Below are 15,709 nucleotides of genomic sequence, written 5' to 3'. Positions count from 1 at the left end.
CTGGGCGCCGCGGCGGCCGGGCGGCATGACCGCGGCGGGGCGGTGCTGGGCGGCGCCGCGGCCGGCGCGGTGCTGGGCGGGCTGCTCGGCAGCGCCGCGGACCGGGAGGCGGCGGAACGGCCGCCGGCCTATGCGGTGCCGGGCTACTACGGCCAGGCGCCCTACGACCAGCCGGCGCCGGGCTATGCGCAGCCGGGCTATGACCCGTCGCGCTCCGCCTATGGCCAGCCCTACCGGCAGCCGATCCCCGGCTATGCCCCCGCCTACCCCGCCGAGAAGACCTGGGACGACGAGCCGCCGGCCTATCGCCGCTGGTAGGGCGGGCCGCCTGCGGGCCCGCCGGGGCGGACCACGCCGGTCCGTTGTCCGCGCCGCAGGGTCACGCAGCCCGATCGTTGCGCTCGAATGCAGGCCTGTCGCTGGCGGTGCCCGGTCGCGGCGCGGATGCAGGCGCCGCGGCGGTCACCCGTTCCGCGTTTCGCGCTGAAGCACCCCGGCTGGCCTCCCCCGCCGGCGCGCGGCATGCTGGCCGCAACGAAACCGGGGGAGACATCCGATGCTGCGACGCGGCCTGCTCGGCGCCATGGCCATGCTGCCGGCCATGCCCGCCCTGGCCCAGGGCCCGGCCTGGCCGGCCCGGCCGGTCCGCACCGTGGTGCCCTACCCGCCCGGCGGGCCGAACGACATCATCGCCCGGCTCTACGCCCCGGCGCTGACCGCGGCGCTGGGCCAGACCGTGCTGGTGGAGAACCGCGCCGGCGGGTCGGGCGTGATCGGCACCGACTATGTCCTGAAGTCGCCGGCGGACGGCTACACGCTGGGCATCGTCGATGGCGGGTCGCTGACCATCGCGCCGCATACCCAGCCCAGCATGCCCTATCGCCCGCCCGAGGATGCGACGCTGCTCAGCGTGGTGACGCGGGTGCCGGAGGCGCTGGTCGCCTTCCCCGGCATCGGCGCGAGGAGCCTGGCGGAATTGCTGGACCTGGCGCGGCGGCAGCCCGGCAGGCTGAACATCGCCACCGCCGGGGCGGCCGGCATCAGCCACCTGACGGCGCACTTCTTCCGCCAGCAGACCGGGGCGCAGGTGGAGGTGGTGCCCTATCGCGGCGCCGCGCCGGCGGTGACGGACCTGGTGGCGGGGCAGGTGCAGCTGCTCTTCGCCGACCTGCCGGTGATCCTGCCGCACATCAAGGCCGGGGCGCTGACCGCCATCGTGCTGGCGGCGCGGCACCGCAGCCCGTCCCTGCCCGACCTGCCGACGACGGTGGAGGCGGGCTTCCCGCGGCTGCTGGCGGAGAACTGGTATTGCGCGGTCGGCCCGCGCGGCCTGCCGGCGCCGGTGGTGCAGCGCGTCTCCGCGGCGTTGAAGCAGGCCAGCGAGACGGCGTCGGTGAAGGACGGCCTCGCGGCGCAAGGCGCGGAAGCGGCCTGGACGACGCAGGAGGAGTTCGCCGGCCTGGTCGCCGCCGAATCCGCCACCTGGCGCCAGGTGGTCGCGGCCTCGGGCGTGAAGGCGGACTAGACTCGAGGGATCCAAGGGCCCTTCGGCCCTTGGCGGTGGGAGCCCGAGGGAGGCAGAGCCTCCCTCGGCCTACTCCGCCGTCGCGCCGGAGCGTTGAACCAGCGCCCCCCAGCGCGCCTGCTCCCGCGCGATCATCGCCGCGAATTCCTGCGGGCTGCTGCTGGCCACCGCCGTCGTGGCGCTCTGGGCGAAGCGCCGCTCCACATCCGGCACCCGCAGCACCTGGGCCAGCAGCCCGTGCCAGCGCGCGATGACGGGCGCCGGCGTGCCGGCCGGCGCCAGCAGCCCCTGCCAGGAACTGGCGACGAAGTCGCGGTAGCCGCTCTCGGCCATGGTCGGCACCGCCGGCAGCGCGGCGGCGCGCGCGGCGGTGGTGACGGCCAGCGCCTTCAGCCGCCCGCCCTGCACCTGCCCCACGGCCGAGGACAGCGTGACGAACAGGCAGTGCACGTCGCCGGCGACCGCCGCGGTCACCGCCGGGCCGGCGCCGCCGGGATAGGGCACATGCACCATGTCCAGGCCGCCGCCCAGCTCGCGCAGCAGCTCCATCTCCAGCCGGTTCAGGCTGCCGGCGCCGGGCGAGCCGTAATTCACCCGCCCCGGATTGGCCCGGGCATAGGCCACCAGCTCCGCCACGCTGCCGAAGGGCGCCGAGGGATGCGCCACCAGCGCGTCCGGCGTGTCGGAGACGAGGGAGATGGCGGCGAAATCCTCGGTCGGGCGGATCCGCAGCGTGCGGGCGAAGACGCCGGGGTTCACCGCCAGCGTGCCGACATTGCCGAGATACAGGGTGTAGCCGTCCGGCGCGGCGCGGGCGGCGTATTCCATGCCGACATTGCCCGCGGCGCCGGTGCGGTTCTCGATGACGATGGGCTGGCCGAGGCCTTCCTGCAGGTGCGGCTGCAGGATGCGCGCGGCCAGGTCGGTGGCGCCGCCGGGGGCGAAGGGCACGACGACGCGGATCGGCCGGTCGGGATAGGACTGGGCGCGCGCCAGCGCCGGTGCCGCCAGCGCCGCCGCCAGCAGCGCGCGCCGGCCCGCCCTGTTTTCGTGCATCGCGTCCTCCCCGCCTGTCGTTGCGGGCAGGCTGGCTCAGCCGCGGCGGTGGTGCAACGCCAGCATGGCGCCGCCGGCCAGCAGGCCCCAGAAGGCGCCGCTGATCCCCAGCACGGTGAGGCCGGAGGCGGTGACGACGAAGGTGATGACGGCGGCATCGCGCGCCTGCGGCACCGCCAGCGCCGCCTGCAGCGCCGCGCCGAAGGACCCCAGCAGGGCCAGCCCCGCCACCGCCTGGATGAGGATGGGCGGCGCCGCGCCGACGAAGGCCGTGGCGGTGCCGGCCAGCAGGCCGAACAGCACATAGACCAGCCCCGCCACCACCGCCGCCTGCCAGCGCCGGGCCGGCCAGGGCCCGGCTTCCGGGCTGGCGCAGAGCGCGGCGGTGATGGCCGCGAGGTTCACCGCATGGCCGCCGAAGGGCGCCGCGGCCAGGCTGAACAGGCCGGTCACGGTGAAGAGCGGCCCGGGCGCCGGCTGGTAGCCATTCACGGTCAGCACCGCCATGCCCGGGATGTTCTGCGACGCCATCGTCACCAGGAACAGCGGCAGGGCGAGGCCGATCACCGCCGCCAGGGTGAATTCCGGCAGCACCAGGACGGGCGCCGGCCCGGCCGCCTCCAGCAGGCCGGGCGGCAATTCCACGGTCAGCGACACCGCCGCCACCGCGGCCAGCACGGCCGCCGGCACCGCCATCAGCCGGTTCAGCCGCCCGACCAGCGCCCAGGCGAGGATGATCGCGATCCCCGGCAAGGGCGCCTCCGCCACCGCCCGCACCGGCGCGAGGCAGAGGCCGAGCAGCACGCCGGCCAGCATGGCATTGGCCAGCGGCGCCGGGATGGCGGCGACGGCGCGGCCCAGCGGCGTCCACAGCCCCGCCAGGACGATCAGCGCGCCGCTGACGACGAAGGCCCCCACCGCCACCGGGAAGCCGCCAACCGGCAGCGCGGAGGCCGCCAGCAGCGCCGCGCCCGGCGTGGACCAGGCGACGCTGATCGGCATGCGCCGCCAGAGGCTGAGCACGATGCCGCACAACCCCATGGCGACGGACAGCGCCATGAGGCCGGACCCGGCCTCCGCCGGCGTCGCGCCCATGGCCGAAAGCCCCTGCAGCACCACGGCGAAGGAGGACGCGAAGCCGACGAAGCCGGCGAGCAGGCCGGCGGACACAGCGGGGAACGAAACGCCCAACATCACCTCCAAGACGCGAGGGGGCCTCGCCCCCTCGCACGCCCCCAGCAAAGGCCGAAGGGCCTCCGGAACCCTCAAGTCATGCCGGCGGCATGAATGTTCCAGGCATGCCGCGTCGCCAGGGTGTGCGGCGCCAACCGCCCGGCGATCGAGGGGCCGTCGGTCGGCCAGGATCAACGGCCCTCGGCATCAGTGCAATTCCAGCCCGAGGCCGGGGGCGTCGGGCACCGCGACATGGCCGTCAAGCGGGACCAGGGCGGGATAGACCGGGCGGGCCAGGTCGGCGAAGTAGTATTCCAGCGGCTCCTCCACCTCGGCCGCGGCCAGGACATGCAGGGTCGCCAGCAGCCCGGGGCCGAAATAGGGGCAATGCGGCACCAGCGCCACGCCATGCCGCGCCGCCATGTCCCGCACCGCGAGCATGGCGGAAAGGCCGCCGAGCTTCGTCACGCTGGGCTGCACCACATCCACCGCGCCGGCGGCCAGCATGGCACCGATGCTCTCCGGGCTGCCCAGGCACTCGCCGGCCGCGATGCCGACCCCGCCGGCCGCGCGCACCGCGGCGATCGCGGGAAAATCCTCGGGCGGCCAGACCGGCTCCTCCACCCAGCGGACATTCATCCCCCGCACCGCACGGCAGAATTCCACCGCCTGCTCCACCGTGTCGTGGTGGCAGTTGATGTCGAGCATCAGCGGCACCTCGGGCGGCGCCGCGTCCCGCGCCGCGCGGATGCAGCCGAGGTCCACCTCGTGCAGCTTGATCCGCCGGTAGCCGCGCGCCACCACCTCCGCCACGTTGCGCCCGACCAGCGCCGGGTCGCCATAGCGCAGCAGGCTGGCATAGGCCGGCACGCGGTCGCGCCGCTTCCCGCCCAGCAGCGCGTGCAGGGGCTTGCCCGCCGCCTTGGCCGCGATGTCCCACAGCGCGATGTCGATGCCCGACAGCGCGAAGGTGACGGCGCCGTTGCGGCCGAAATTGTGGAAGCGCCGCTGCAGCCGCCGCATCAGCCCGGCGATGTCGCGCGCATCCTCGCCCAGGCAGGCCGGCGCGATCAACTCCTCCAGCGCGCGATGCGTGGTGCGGACCAGGTTGAAGCCGAAGCCCTCCCCCCAGCCGGTGATCCCAGCATCCGTCTCCACCTTCACCAGCAGCGTGTCGATGTCCCTCAGGTGCAGGTTGCCGCCGCGGTTGGCGCCATGCGGCCCCGCGGGGTTGCCGTAGGTGAATGGCGTGCTCCGCACCTGTCCGGTGACAGCGGTGATGCGCATGGCTCGGGCCCTCCCGCACGCATGATCCATGCAGCGCGGCCGCGGCGGAAGGCCCCCCCGCTTGCCGCGCCGCCGGACCGCTGCCTAGGCTTGCCGGCAGCTAGGGCGGATCGCGGGAGGGCGTGAACGCCCGGACGCGTGAATCCGCTCTGCCATCAACAGGAAGGAGCGGCTTGCGCGTTCGGGAGAACGCGCAAGCCGCACCAGGGGGAAACAGTCCATGCATCGCAGGCACCTGCTCGCCGGCGCCGCCGCGCTGCCGCTTGTCCGCATCCTGCCCGGCCGCGCCCAGGGCCAGGTCTCGGACGGCGTGGTGAAGATCGGCGTGCTGAACGACATGACCGGCGTCTTCTCCGACCAGCAGGGCATGGGGGAAGTGGTGGCGGCCCGCCTGGCGATCGAGGAGATGGGCGGCCGCGTGCTCGGCGCGCCGGTCGAGCTCATCCATGGCGACCTGCTGAACCGCCCCGATGTGGGGATGGGCATCGCCCGCCGCTGGTTCGACCAGGAGAAGGTGGACATCATCACCGGCATCGGCAATTCGGCCGTGGCGCTGGCGGTGCAGACGCTGTCGAAGGAGAAGCAGCGGATCGTCATCCCGATGTCGGCCGGCACCACCGACCTGACCGGCAAGGATTGCGGCCCCTGGACGGCGCACTGGGTCTACGACAACTACTCGGCGGCGAAGGGCCCGGTCACCGCGCTGGTCCGGGACGGCAGGCGGCGCTGGTTCTTCGTCACCTCCGACTACGCCTTCGGCCATTCGCTGGAAGCCAATGCCTCCGCCATCCTGAAGTCCCTGGGCGGGGAGGTGGCGGGCAGCGTCCGCGTGCCGCTGGGGGAGACCGACTACTCCTCCTACCTCGTGCGCGCCGCCGCCTCCGGCGCGCAGGCGGTGGGCATCTGCGCCGGCGGGGCGGACATGATCAACATCGCCAAGCAGATGGGCGAGTTCGGCCTGATCAAGCGCGGCATCGTGCCGGCGGCGCTCAACTGCTCGCTGACCAATATCCGCTCCATCGGCCTCGAGACCGGGCAGGGCATGGTCTATGCCGAGAGCTACTACTGGGACCAGAATGACGGCACCCGCGCCTTCGCCGAGCGCTTCCGCAGGCTGCACGGCAAGATGCCCACCGCCTTCCAGGCCGGGTCCTACGGCGCGGTGCTGCACTACCTGAAGGCGGTGCAGGCGGCCGGCACGGATGCGACGCCGGCGGTGATGGCCAAGATGCGCGAGCTGCCGGTGAACGACATGATGACGGTGAACGGCAGCCTGCGGCAGGACGGGCGCGTGGTGCGCGATGTCCACCTCATGCGCGTGAAGGCGCCGGCGCAGTCGAAGGGCGAATGGGACCTGCTGGAGGTCGCCGGCAGCATCCCGGGCGCCGAGGCCTTCCGCCCGATGGACCAGGGCGGCTGCCCGCTGGTGAAAGCCTGAGGCACGGCCCCTGCCGGCCGGCATGGTCGTTGCGTTCGGCGTGCAGCCGCCACACCGACCCTGCGCGCGATACCGGCGCGCAGACGCCAGGGCGTCCGCGCGCCGGTCTCAATCCACCTTGATGTCGGCGCGGCGCACCACCTCGGCCCAGCGCGCCGTCTCGGCGGCGATGAAGCGCGCCGCCTCCTCCGGCGCGCCGCCCAGGATCCGCGCGCCGGAGGCCAGGTAGCGCTCCGCCGTCTCCGGCTGCGCCAGGGCGGCGCGCAGCGCGGCGGCCAGCGTCGCCATCCGCTCCGCCGGCACCCGCGCCGGCGCCAGCAGGGCGTACCAGTTCTCGACCTCCACGCCGGCGACGCCCGCCTCGGCCATCGTCGGCACCTCCGGCAGCGCCGGCGACCGCGCGGCGGCGGCGAGGCCGAGCGGCCTCAGCTTGCCCTCCCGCACCTGCGGCAGCAGCACCGGCAGGTCGAGGAAGGCCATGTCCACCTCCTCCCCTAGCAGGGCGGTGATGGCCGGCGCGGCGCCGCGATAGGCGACATGCACCAGGTCCAGCCCGGCCTGCAGCCGGAGGAGCTCGGCGGCGAGGTGCGGCGTGCCGCCCGGCCCGGTGCTGGCGAAGGTCACCCGCCCCGGCTGCCGCCGCGCCATGGCCAGCAATTCCGCCAGGCTGCGCGCCGCCAGGCCGGGCCGGACGACGAGCAGGGAGGGCACGGCGGTGACCATCCCGACCGGGGCCAGGTCCCGCCGCGGGTCATAGGGAAGGTTCGGCACCAGGCTGACATTCACCGCCACCGCGCCGGCCGAGCCCAGCGCCAGGGTCAGCCCGTCCGGCGCGGACTTGGCGAGGGCGTCGATGCCGAGCACGCCGCCGGCGCCGGAGCGGTTCTCCACCACCATCTGCTGGCCGAGCGCCGGCCCCATCGCCTGAGCCAGGATGCGGGCGGTGGCATCCACCGGCCCGCCCGGCGGGAAGGGCACGATCAGCTTCAGCGGCCGGTCGGGCCAGCGCGGCGCCTGCGCCTGCGCCGCCCATGGCAGCAGCATGCCGGCCAACGCCGCCCGCCGCCCGATCGCGCCTGATGCCATGCTCGTTCCCCCGTTTGCCGCGGAGTAGAGCGGTGGCGCGGGCGGGTGGCAAGGAAGGGTGGGGGAGGAGGTATCCTCCCCGAACCCCACCTCTATTTCTGTTTTTTGGGGGAGGAAATGCCTTTTCCTCCCCAGTCTTTCTCAGCCCCGCAGCGCCGCCATTTCCGCCTGCACCCGTTTCGCCAGGCTGACGGGATCGGTGAGGCCCCGCGCCGGGCAGTCGGCGCAGGCGGCGTTCAGCCGCCCCGTCAACAATTCCCGCCGCACCGCCTTGATGGCCGCGCCGTTCAGCGCCGCCTCCAGCGAGTCGCCCGGCGCCAGCCTTGCCACCGGCGGGTGCCAGCAGCAGGGCGCCACCGTGCGGTCGGCGTTGAACAGCACGAAGAACCACGGGTCCGTGCAGTCGCGGGTGGAGCGGGCGGCGTCCGGCGCCGCGGCATAGCGCGTCGCGCTCATGCCGCGGCCGCCGCCGGCAGGCCGCGCCGGGCGAGTTCCAGCCGCAGCGTGTCCAGCAGCCCGGCCTGGCTGCTCAGCGGCACCCCGCGGGCGGCGGTCAGGTGCCGTGCCTCCTCCAGCGCTGCGGCGAAGCGCAGCAGGCCGGCATCGGGCAGCGTCGTCGCATGCTCGGGCATCGCCACGCCCTCCAGGTCGGGATAGCGGGTCAGGTTGCAGACATCGAAGGCGGTGACGCCGGCGGCGAGGCCGAAGCGGACATAGTCGGCGAAGTCCGGCGCCACCTGGTCGCTCATCACGCAGCTCCAGGCGAAGTCCGGCCGCTTCAGGCCCAGCGCATCGGCGCGGGCCCGTACCGCGGTCATGTTCAGCAGGATGTTGCCCAGGTCGACGCGGCGGCGGATGGCGCGCAGCAGCTCCGGCCGATGGGTATCGACGCTGACCTGGATGCTGCCGATGCGGGCCATCGCGTCCAGCTCCTCCGGCCGCAGCAGGCGGGCGAAATTGCTGATGATGCCCAGCGCGAAGCCGGCCTCGGCCAGGGCCAGGATGCGGCGGTGCCAGCCGGGGATGGTGGTGGTCTCGCCATGGCCGTTGACCATCAGCGTGCGCACGCCGCGCGCCCGCAGGGCGGCGACCAGCGCCTCGAAATCCTCGAGGTCCATGTCCGCGCCGGCATAGCCGGGCTGGCTGACGGCGCAGTAGGTGCAGCGCAGGTTGCAGGCGCGCGTCATCTCCCAGTGCAGCACGCGCGTCACCGGGCTTTCCAGCAGCGCCTCGATATCCGGGGCGGCGTTGGCGGCGCGCCAGGCGGCGATGCATTCGGGCGTCGGCCGCAGCCGCGTGCCGTCGGCCAGGCGCAATTCCAGCCGCCCCGGGTCGAAGCCCGCGGCGGGCAGGCGGATGGCGAAGGCATGCCGGCCCTGGCCGATGCCGGCGGCCGCCAGGTCGGGCCGGAAGGCATCGGCCAGCAGCTCGATCGGCGGGTCTTCGGCATGGCGCAGGGTCAGCCGCGCCGGCGCATCCCGCCCCGCCTCCCGCGCCCAGCCCTTCACCAGCCCGTCGCGCACATCGTCGATGAAGCCGAGGGAACGCCCCGCCGGGCCCGCCTCGACCACGGCCTCGCCACCCATGCCCGGATTCCTGCCACCAAGGGGCGCAGGGAAGGCCGCGGCGATTGCCGGAAAGCTACCGGGCCAGGCGCAGCGCGGGCGGCGGGCCTGGCCGGGGGCGCGCCGCCGCTACTGGCAGGCGTGGAAGCCGCCGCCGGGCAATTCCGCCAGCAGCAGGATGCCGACCACCGCGAACCCGTCGCCGTCCGGGCGGATGACCAGCGCCCCACCCTCGGGGAAGGCGCGGCCGCCCACCGCCTCCCCCGCCACCAGGATGGCCGGGGTGCGGTGGCCGACCAGCACGCGGTTCGCCCCGGCCGGCACCGGCGCGGCGAAGAGCCGGCGATGCTCGGCCAGCACCCAGCCCAGCCGGTCGCCGGCATAGTCGTCCGCCAGCAGGCTGTCGGTGACCTCCACCCGGGCGCGGCCGAAGGCGAGTTCGGCGGTGTCCCGCGCGCGGAAGACCGGGCCGGCCAGCACGGGGCCGGCGATGGGGATGCCGAGCAGCTCCATCCGCGCCCCGATGCGGACGGCCTGGGCGCGACCTTCCGGCGCCAGGTTGCGCTGGCCGGCGCGGTCGCCGACCCGGTAGCTGCGGTCGCAGGGCTCGCCGCGCGTGTCGGCATGGCGGAAGAACAGCACCAGGCCGCCGGCGCGCAGCCGGGCGACCAGCGCCTCGCCCTCCGGCGTCTCGGCGGCGACGGGGCGCAGCCGGTCCTGGGCCAGCCCGGATGCGGGCAGGAGGAGGAGCGGCAGGGCACGGCGCGGCAGCGGCATGGTCCCATTCTGCCGCCTGCGCCGCGCGCCGCCAGGGGGCCGTGCCTCGGGGGCGGTGCCAAGGATCCCGTGCCAGGCGCGGCCCGACCGCGGCGGCTTGCCCCCGCCCGCCGCTTCGGGCCAATCAGGCTGGGGCGCGGGAGGATAGGACATGGACGGACTGCTGGCGGGCGACATGGCCCTGGTCACCGGCGCGGCGAACGGCATCGGCCGCGCCACCGCCACGGCGCTGGCGGCGGAGGGCGCCCGCGTCCTGCTGGCCGATGTGAATGCCGAGGCCGGGGAGGCCGCGGCCGCCGCCCTGCGCGCCGCCGGCCGGGATGCGCGCTTCGTCGCGGCGGACCTGGCGCAGCCGGGCGCGGCCGAGGCGCTGTGGGATGCGGCGCTGGCGGCGCTCGGCCGCGTCAGCATCCTGGTGCATGCCGCCAGCCCGCGCCGGCAGGAGACGGAGACGGCGCTCGAGGTCACGCCGGAGCAGTGGCAGCGCATGGTCGGTGTGAACCTGGAAGGCGGGTTCCGGCTGGGCCAGCTGGCCGGGCGGCATATGCGGGACACGGCGGCGCAGGGGCCACGCGGGCGGATCCTGCTGGTGACGTCGCTGCACGCGGACAGCCCGCGCAACCTGCCGCATTACAGCGCCAGCAAGGCCGGCATGACGATGGTGATGAAGGAGCTGGCGCGGGCGCTGGGCCCGCACGGCATCCGGGTCAATGCCATCGCGCCCGGCGCCATCGCCGGCGGCGGCTTCCAGGCCAATCCGGCGCTGGCGGCGAAGATCGCGCTCGGGCGGCTGGGCGCGCCGGAGGATGTGGCGCGCGCCGCGGTCGGCCTGCTGGCTGAGCGGTTCTCCGCCTATGTCACCGGCACGACGGTCGTGGTGGATGGCGGGCTGTCGCTGCACAACTGGATCGCGCCGGCATGACCGCGCGCCGCGCCCTGCTGGCCGCCGCGCTGCTGGCGGCGGCGCCCGCGCGCGCGGCGGAATTGCGCGTGCTGAGCGCCGGCGCGGTGGAGCCGGGGCTGGAAGCGGCCGTCGCGCTGTTCCGCGCCGCCACCGGCACGCCGGTGCGCATCGCCTATGCCACCGCGCCGCGGCTGCGCGACCGCATGCTGGCCGGCGAGGCGCCCGACCTGCTGGTCGCGCCCGCCACGCTGCTGGAGGAATTGGCGCCGCGCCTGGCGCAGCCGGCCGTGCCGGTCGGGCGCGTCGGCGTCGGCGTGGCGGTGCGGGCCGGCGCGCCGGAGCCGGCGATCCTCGATGCGGCATCGCTGCGCGCGGCGGTGGAGGCGGCCGACGCCGTGGTGTTCAACCGCGCCTCCACCGGCCTCTACATGGACCGGCTGTTCGAGCGGCTGGGGCTGGCCGCGACGGTGGCGCCCAAGGCCCGCCGCTACGCGACGGGCGCCGAGGTGATGGAGCACCTGCTGCACGGGCGCGGCGCGGAGATCGGCTTCGGCGCCATCACCGAGATCCGGCTGGTGCCGGCGCTGCGCTTCCTCGGCCCGCTGCCGCCGGCCTTGCAGAACACCACCGCCTATGCCGCGGCGGCGCTGCCCGGCGGCGCCGGCGGCGCGCTGCTGCGCTTCCTCGCCGGGGCGGAGGCGCGGCGGGCGCTCGACGCCGCGGGGGTGGAGGGCTGACGGCCGCGCCTGCCGGCGCGCCGCAAGGCTACAGCGGCTTGCGTTCAGAACTGAACGCCGCGCCGCTGTAGCGTGTTGTTGTCAGAGCAGATTCACGCTGCGGGCTGTTCACGGCTCTCCGCGATCCGCTCTACAGCGGCTTGCGTTCAAAATCGAACGCCGCGCCGCTGCAGCATGTTGTTGTCAGAGCAGCTTCACGCTGCGGGCCGTTCACGGCCCTCCGCGATCCGCTCCAGGCGGAGGCGCTCCGGGCGGGCCATGGCGTCGCGGCGCCGGTCGCCTTCCCTGGCCGGTCGCCGCGGCGGCCCGGTGCGCGGGCGCATATCCTTCCGCCGCCGGATGGGTCAGCATCGGCGGCGCCGGGAGTCGATCCCAGGGAGGAGTCCGATGCGCCGCGCCTGGTTCCTTGCGCTGCTGGCCGCCTTGCCGTTTCCCCTCGCCGCCCCGGCCCTGGCCTGGGATGCCACGGGGCACATGCTGGTGGCGGCCATCGCCTATGACCGCCTGACCCCCGCCGCCCGCGCCCGGGCCGATGCGCTGCTGCGGCGCAACCCGGACTACGAATCCTGGACCGCCGGCCTGCCGCCGTCCGGGCGCGCCCGCGCCGCCTTCCTGCAGGCGGCGACCTGGCCGGACGACATCAAGGGCCGGCAGGGCTACGACCCGCGGTCGGAGGACCCGGCGACGCCGGCGGCCACCCGCATCACCGGCTATGCCGACCGGCGGGAACACCGGGAATGGCATTTCGTGGACATCCCCTTCTCGCCGGACGGTCTGCCGGTGCAGGGGCCGCCGCGGTCGAATGCGCAGGTGATGATCACCACGGCGCGCGGCGTGCTGGCGGCGGCGGACCGGACGGCGGATGCGCGGTCCTATTCGCTGGTCTGGCTGCTGCACCTGGTGGGCGACATCCATCAGCCGCTGCATGCGGCCGAGCGGGTGACGGCGCGGCATCCGAAGGGCGACCGCGGCGGCAACGACGTGCCGGTCTGCACCGAGACCTGCGGCCACAGGCTGCACAGCGTGTGGGACGAGGCGCTGGGCCGCAACCTGCCGCTGGACGCGATCCTGGCCAAGGCGCGCGCCCTGCCGGCGGCGCCCGCCGCTTCGGTGGCGCGGATGGATCCGGCGGCCTGGGCGCGGGAGAGCCATGCGCTGGCGCGGGACGTGGTCTATGCCCCGCCGGTCCGCGCCGACGGCCAGCCCTCCCAGCTGACCGAGGCCTACATGCAGCGCGCCGAGGCGGTCGCGGCCTCCCAGGCCGCGCTGGCCGGCGCCAGGTTGGCGTCGCTGCTGAACGCGGCGCTGAAGTGACCCGGGCCGGGGTCCGGGGCCTCGCCTGAGGCCCCGGCTCGGATGCGGGGGCAGCGCCCTCGCATGGCGCCCTACAGCCCGGCCTGCGACACGAACTTCGTGTTGAGGTAGGCCTCGATCGCCTCCGACCCGCCCTCGGAGCCATAGCCGCTGTCCTTGATGCCGCCGAAGGGCACCTCGGGCAGTGCCAGGCCCAGATGGTTGATCGTCATCATCCCGCTCTCGACCTTGGCCGCGATGGCGTTCGCGGTCTTGGCGCTGCGGGTGAAGGCGTAGCTGGCCAGGCCATAGGGCAGCCGGTTGGCTTCCTCGACCACCTCGTCGAAGTCGCGGAAGGACGCGATCATGGCGACCGGCGCGAAGGGCTCCTCGTTCATCATGCGCGCGTCCCTGCCGACATTGGTCAGCACGGTCGGCTGGTAGAAGAAGCCCTTGTTGCCGATGCGCTCGCCGCCGGTGCGGACCTCCGCGCCCTTCTGGCGGGCATCGGCCATCAGCCCGTCCACCCAGGGGATGCGCCGCTCATGCACCAGCGGGCCCATCTGGGTCCCCTGCTCCAGCCCGTTGCCGACCTTCACGCCCTTCGCATAGGCGGTGAATTTCTCGACGAAGGGCTCGTACAGCGCCTCCTGCACCAGGAAGCGCGTCGGCGACACGCAGACCTGGCCGGCATTGCGGAACTTCGCCGCCGCCAGCGTCTTCGCCGCGAGGTCGAGATCGGCGTCGTCGAAGACGATGGCCGGCGCATGCCCGCCCAGCTCCATCGTCACCCGCTTCATGTGCTGCCCGGCCAGCGCCGCCAGCTGCTTGCCCACGGGCGTCGAGCCGGTGAAGGTCACCTTCCGGATGACCGGGTGCGGGATCAGGTATTCGCTGATCTCGGCCGGGTCGCCATAGACCAGGTTGCAGACGCCAACGGGCAGGCCGGCATCGATGAAGCAGCGGATCAGCTCGGCCGGGGAGGCCGGGGTGTCCTCCGGCGCCTTGACGATGATGGAGCAGCCGGAGGCGACGGCCGCGCTCAGCTTGCGCACCACCTGGTTGATCGGGAAGTTCCAGGGCGTGAAGGCCGCCACCGGCCCGACCGGCTCCTTCACCACCAGCTGGTACACGCCCTCGGCGCGGGCGGGGATGACGCGGCCATAGGCGCGGCGGGCCTCCTCGGCGAACCAGTCGATGATGTCGGCGCCGGCCAGCGTCTCCATCTTCGCCTCGGCGACCGGCTTGCCCTGTTCCTGCGTCATCAGCTGCGCGATCTCGTCGGCGCGGCTGCGCAGGATGTCGGCGGCCTTGCGCATGACCTTGGCGCGGTCGAAGGCGGAAACCTTCTTCCAGGCGGCGAAGCCCTTGGCCGCGGCCTCCAGCGCCTCGTCCAGGTCGTCCTTCCCGGCATGGGCGAGGGTGCCGATCACCTCCTCGGTCGCCGGGTTGATGACCGGCAGGGTGCGGCCGGACCGGGCGGGGCGCCATTCCCCGTTGATGTGCAGCAGAACGTTCGGATAGGCCATCTGATGTCTCCTCCGGCCGATTGGGGGCGGCACTTTGGCGGCGGGGGCGCCGCCCGGCAATGGCCCCCGCCTCGCCGGCGGGGATGCGGCGGGGCGGCGCGCCGGCCGCGTCGCGCGGCACCGCCGCCGGGTCACGCCAGCGCGTGCAGCCGCGCCGCCAGCGCATCCTGCTGCGCCGCCAGGTCGGCGGCATAGCGCAGCGCCAGCAGGCGCGACGCGGCGGCGAGATCGGCGCGGAAGGCCAGGCTGTCGCGCCATTCCCGCATCATGCCGACCACCCCCGGCACATCCTCCAGCGCCTGCGCCGGATGCTCGGCCGGCAGGCCGGAGAAGGCCCAGCGCGTGCCGATCACCGGCCGGCCGAAGGCCAGCGCCTCCACCGTCTTGATCTTCAGCCCGGTGCCCGGAACCATCGGGTTCAGCACGCACTCCGCCGCGTCGTAGAAGTCGCCGGGCTCCGCCACCTCCGGCATGCGCAGCGGCTGGCTGCGCAGCGCCAGGTCGCGGCGGCGCAGGATGCGCCCGGCCAGCAGCCAGGGCAGGTCGCGCTCCCCGGCCAGCGCCGCGTCCAGCGCCCGGACGGAGGCGATGTTCCACGGATTGGCGCTGCCGAAATAGCCGAAGGGGGCGCGCGGCGCCGGCCCCCGCCGGCCGTCGAGGAAGCGCAGCGGCGGCATGTGGCCGAGCACCGCCACCTCCCGCGCGGTGCGCGCGCGCAGCGTCGCCGCCTCCTCCGCCTGGATCGCCAGCACCAGGTCGGCGCGGTCGAGGCCCCTGCCCTCCTCCGCCACCGTGGTGAAGTACCATGACGGGTCGATGCCCGCCGCCCGCGCCACCGCATGGCGGTCGCCGAACAGGTCATGCGTGTCGATGATGCGGAAGGCGCCCTCCAGCCCCTCCAGCACGCCGGACAGCCAGACATAGTTCACCAGCACGGCGTCGTAGCGCCAGCGGCGCTGCAGCGCCGCCACCTGCGCCACCAGGGCGGGGTCGCACCAGTCGTCCAGCCCCCAGACGCCGGGGAAGGCCATGCGCCCGGTCGGCACCGGCGGCACCACATGCAGCGCCTGCCAGAAGCCGGCCATGGCGGCGCGCTGCGCGTCGGTCAGGCCCTCGGTCGCGTAGTAGAGGAAGTCGCAGGCGACGCCGCGCGCCATCAGCGCCGCGCCCAGCGCCTGGATGCGGGCCGAATTGCCCTGGTCCGCCGGATGCGACGGCGCCGGGGAGACGACCAGCAGGCGCGGCACCCGCCTCACGGCGCGACCTCCAGCGACAGCAGCGCGGCGCCGGGCGGCGGCGGCGCCGGCAGGGCGAGGCCGGCGACCGCCGCCCGGCCGGG

At 74.7% G+C, this 15,709-nt stretch carries 14 protein-coding genes and 1 pseudogene; 6 read left to right on the top strand and 9 right to left on the bottom strand.

Annotation, left to right across the window (positions count from 1 at the left end; genetic code table 11):
• Together E2C05_RS33175 and E2C05_RS19360 are read left to right on the top strand one after the other, a co-directional pair.
• A pseudogene (locus E2C05_RS33175) lies at nucleotides 1-318 on the top strand (hypothetical protein); the annotation flags it as partial.
• Nucleotides 319-556: 238 nt separating this feature from the next.
• Nucleotides 557-1,525, top strand: a complete 969-nt coding sequence (locus tag E2C05_RS19360) for a Bug family tripartite tricarboxylate transporter substrate binding protein (RefSeq protein ID WP_133221301.1) — start codon at nucleotides 557-559, stop codon at nucleotides 1,523-1,525.
• 69 nt (nucleotides 1,526-1,594) lie between these two features.
• Here the strand turns inward: E2C05_RS19360 and E2C05_RS19355 are convergent, their stop codons facing one another.
• The 3 genes from E2C05_RS19355 to E2C05_RS19345 form a co-directional block, all read right to left on the bottom strand.
• Nucleotides 1,595-2,581, bottom strand: coding sequence for a Bug family tripartite tricarboxylate transporter substrate binding protein (locus E2C05_RS19355; protein WP_133221300.1), 987 nt, complete (start codon nucleotides 2,579-2,581; stop codon nucleotides 1,595-1,597).
• Nucleotides 2,582-2,617: 36 nt separating this feature from the next.
• Nucleotides 2,618-3,775 (bottom strand): benzoate/H(+) symporter BenE family transporter, encoded by a 1,158-nt coding sequence (locus E2C05_RS19350; RefSeq protein ID WP_133221299.1) that lies wholly within the window; start codon nucleotides 3,773-3,775, stop codon nucleotides 2,618-2,620.
• A 186-nt stretch (nucleotides 3,776-3,961) separates the two neighbouring features.
• Nucleotides 3,962-5,041 carry a mandelate racemase/muconate lactonizing enzyme family protein gene (locus E2C05_RS19345; protein ID WP_158292238.1) on the bottom strand — a complete coding sequence of 360 codons (1,080 nt, stop codon included), beginning with the start codon at nucleotides 5,039-5,041 and terminating at the stop codon, nucleotides 3,962-3,964.
• 220 nt (nucleotides 5,042-5,261) lie between these two features.
• Between E2C05_RS19345 and E2C05_RS19340 the strand changes: the two genes are divergently transcribed.
• Entirely contained in the window at nucleotides 5,262-6,479 is a 1,218-nt protein-coding gene (locus E2C05_RS19340; RefSeq protein WP_133221297.1) for an ABC transporter substrate-binding protein, read from the top strand.
• Nucleotides 6,480-6,587: 108 nt separating this feature from the next.
• Here E2C05_RS19340 and E2C05_RS19335 read toward each other — a convergent pair whose 3' ends face one another.
• The 4 genes from E2C05_RS19335 to E2C05_RS19320 form a co-directional block, all read right to left on the bottom strand.
• The gene (locus tag E2C05_RS19335) at nucleotides 6,588-7,523 is read right to left on the bottom strand and encodes a Bug family tripartite tricarboxylate transporter substrate binding protein (RefSeq protein WP_133221296.1); all 936 of its coding nucleotides are present in this window, start codon (nucleotides 7,521-7,523) and stop codon (nucleotides 6,588-6,590) included.
• A 183-nt stretch (nucleotides 7,524-7,706) separates the two neighbouring features.
• Nucleotides 7,707-8,021 carry an SPASM domain-containing protein gene (locus tag E2C05_RS19330; protein WP_133221295.1) on the bottom strand — a complete coding sequence of 105 codons (315 nt, stop codon included), beginning with the start codon at nucleotides 8,019-8,021 and terminating at the stop codon, nucleotides 7,707-7,709.
• Nucleotides 8,018-9,151, bottom strand: coding sequence for a radical SAM protein (locus E2C05_RS19325; RefSeq protein ID WP_133221294.1), 1,134 nt, complete (start codon nucleotides 9,149-9,151; stop codon nucleotides 8,018-8,020). Before E2C05_RS19325 ends, E2C05_RS19330 begins: the two co-directional genes overlap by 4 nt.
• Nucleotides 9,152-9,259: 108 nt before the next feature.
• Complete coding sequence (locus tag E2C05_RS19320; protein WP_158292237.1) at nucleotides 9,260-9,907, bottom strand: histidine phosphatase family protein; 648 nt, start codon at nucleotides 9,905-9,907, stop codon at nucleotides 9,260-9,262.
• Between the two features lie 151 nt (nucleotides 9,908-10,058).
• On the opposite strand from E2C05_RS19320, the gene E2C05_RS19315 reads away from it, so the two are divergent.
• The 3 genes from E2C05_RS19315 (at nucleotide 10,059) to E2C05_RS19305 (ending at nucleotide 12,862) form a co-directional block, all read left to right on the top strand.
• Nucleotides 10,059-10,829 (top strand): SDR family NAD(P)-dependent oxidoreductase, encoded by a 771-nt coding sequence (locus E2C05_RS19315; protein WP_133221292.1) that lies wholly within the window; start codon nucleotides 10,059-10,061, stop codon nucleotides 10,827-10,829.
• On the top strand, nucleotides 10,826-11,548 hold the full coding sequence (locus tag E2C05_RS19310; protein WP_133221291.1) for a substrate-binding domain-containing protein: 723 nt from the start codon (nucleotides 10,826-10,828) through the stop codon (nucleotides 11,546-11,548). The genes E2C05_RS19315 and E2C05_RS19310 overlap by 4 nt, the downstream gene beginning before the upstream one ends.
• 387 nt (nucleotides 11,549-11,935) lie before the next feature.
• Entirely contained in the window at nucleotides 11,936-12,862 is a 927-nt protein-coding gene (locus E2C05_RS19305) for a S1/P1 nuclease (RefSeq protein WP_133221290.1), read from the top strand.
• 71 nt (nucleotides 12,863-12,933) lie between these two features.
• On the opposite strand, the gene E2C05_RS19300 is transcribed toward E2C05_RS19305, so the two are convergent.
• Both E2C05_RS19300 and E2C05_RS19295 read right to left on the bottom strand, forming a co-directional pair.
• Nucleotides 12,934-14,370, bottom strand: a complete 1,437-nt coding sequence (locus E2C05_RS19300; protein ID WP_133221289.1) for an NAD-dependent succinate-semialdehyde dehydrogenase — start codon at nucleotides 14,368-14,370, stop codon at nucleotides 12,934-12,936.
• A 131-nt stretch (nucleotides 14,371-14,501) separates the two neighbouring features.
• Nucleotides 14,502-15,626, bottom strand: coding sequence for a glycosyltransferase (locus tag E2C05_RS19295; protein WP_133221288.1), 1,125 nt, complete (start codon nucleotides 15,624-15,626; stop codon nucleotides 14,502-14,504).
• Nucleotides 15,627-15,709: the final 83 nt, after the last annotated feature.

The sequence above is a fragment of the Paracraurococcus ruber genome (genome assembly GCF_004353985.1).
GTDB classification, from domain to species: domain Bacteria; phylum Pseudomonadota; class Alphaproteobacteria; order Acetobacterales; family Acetobacteraceae; genus Paracraurococcus; species Paracraurococcus ruber.
Note: the sequence above shows the minus strand (reverse complement) of the source record. Positions and strands in the feature narration are given on the sequence as shown.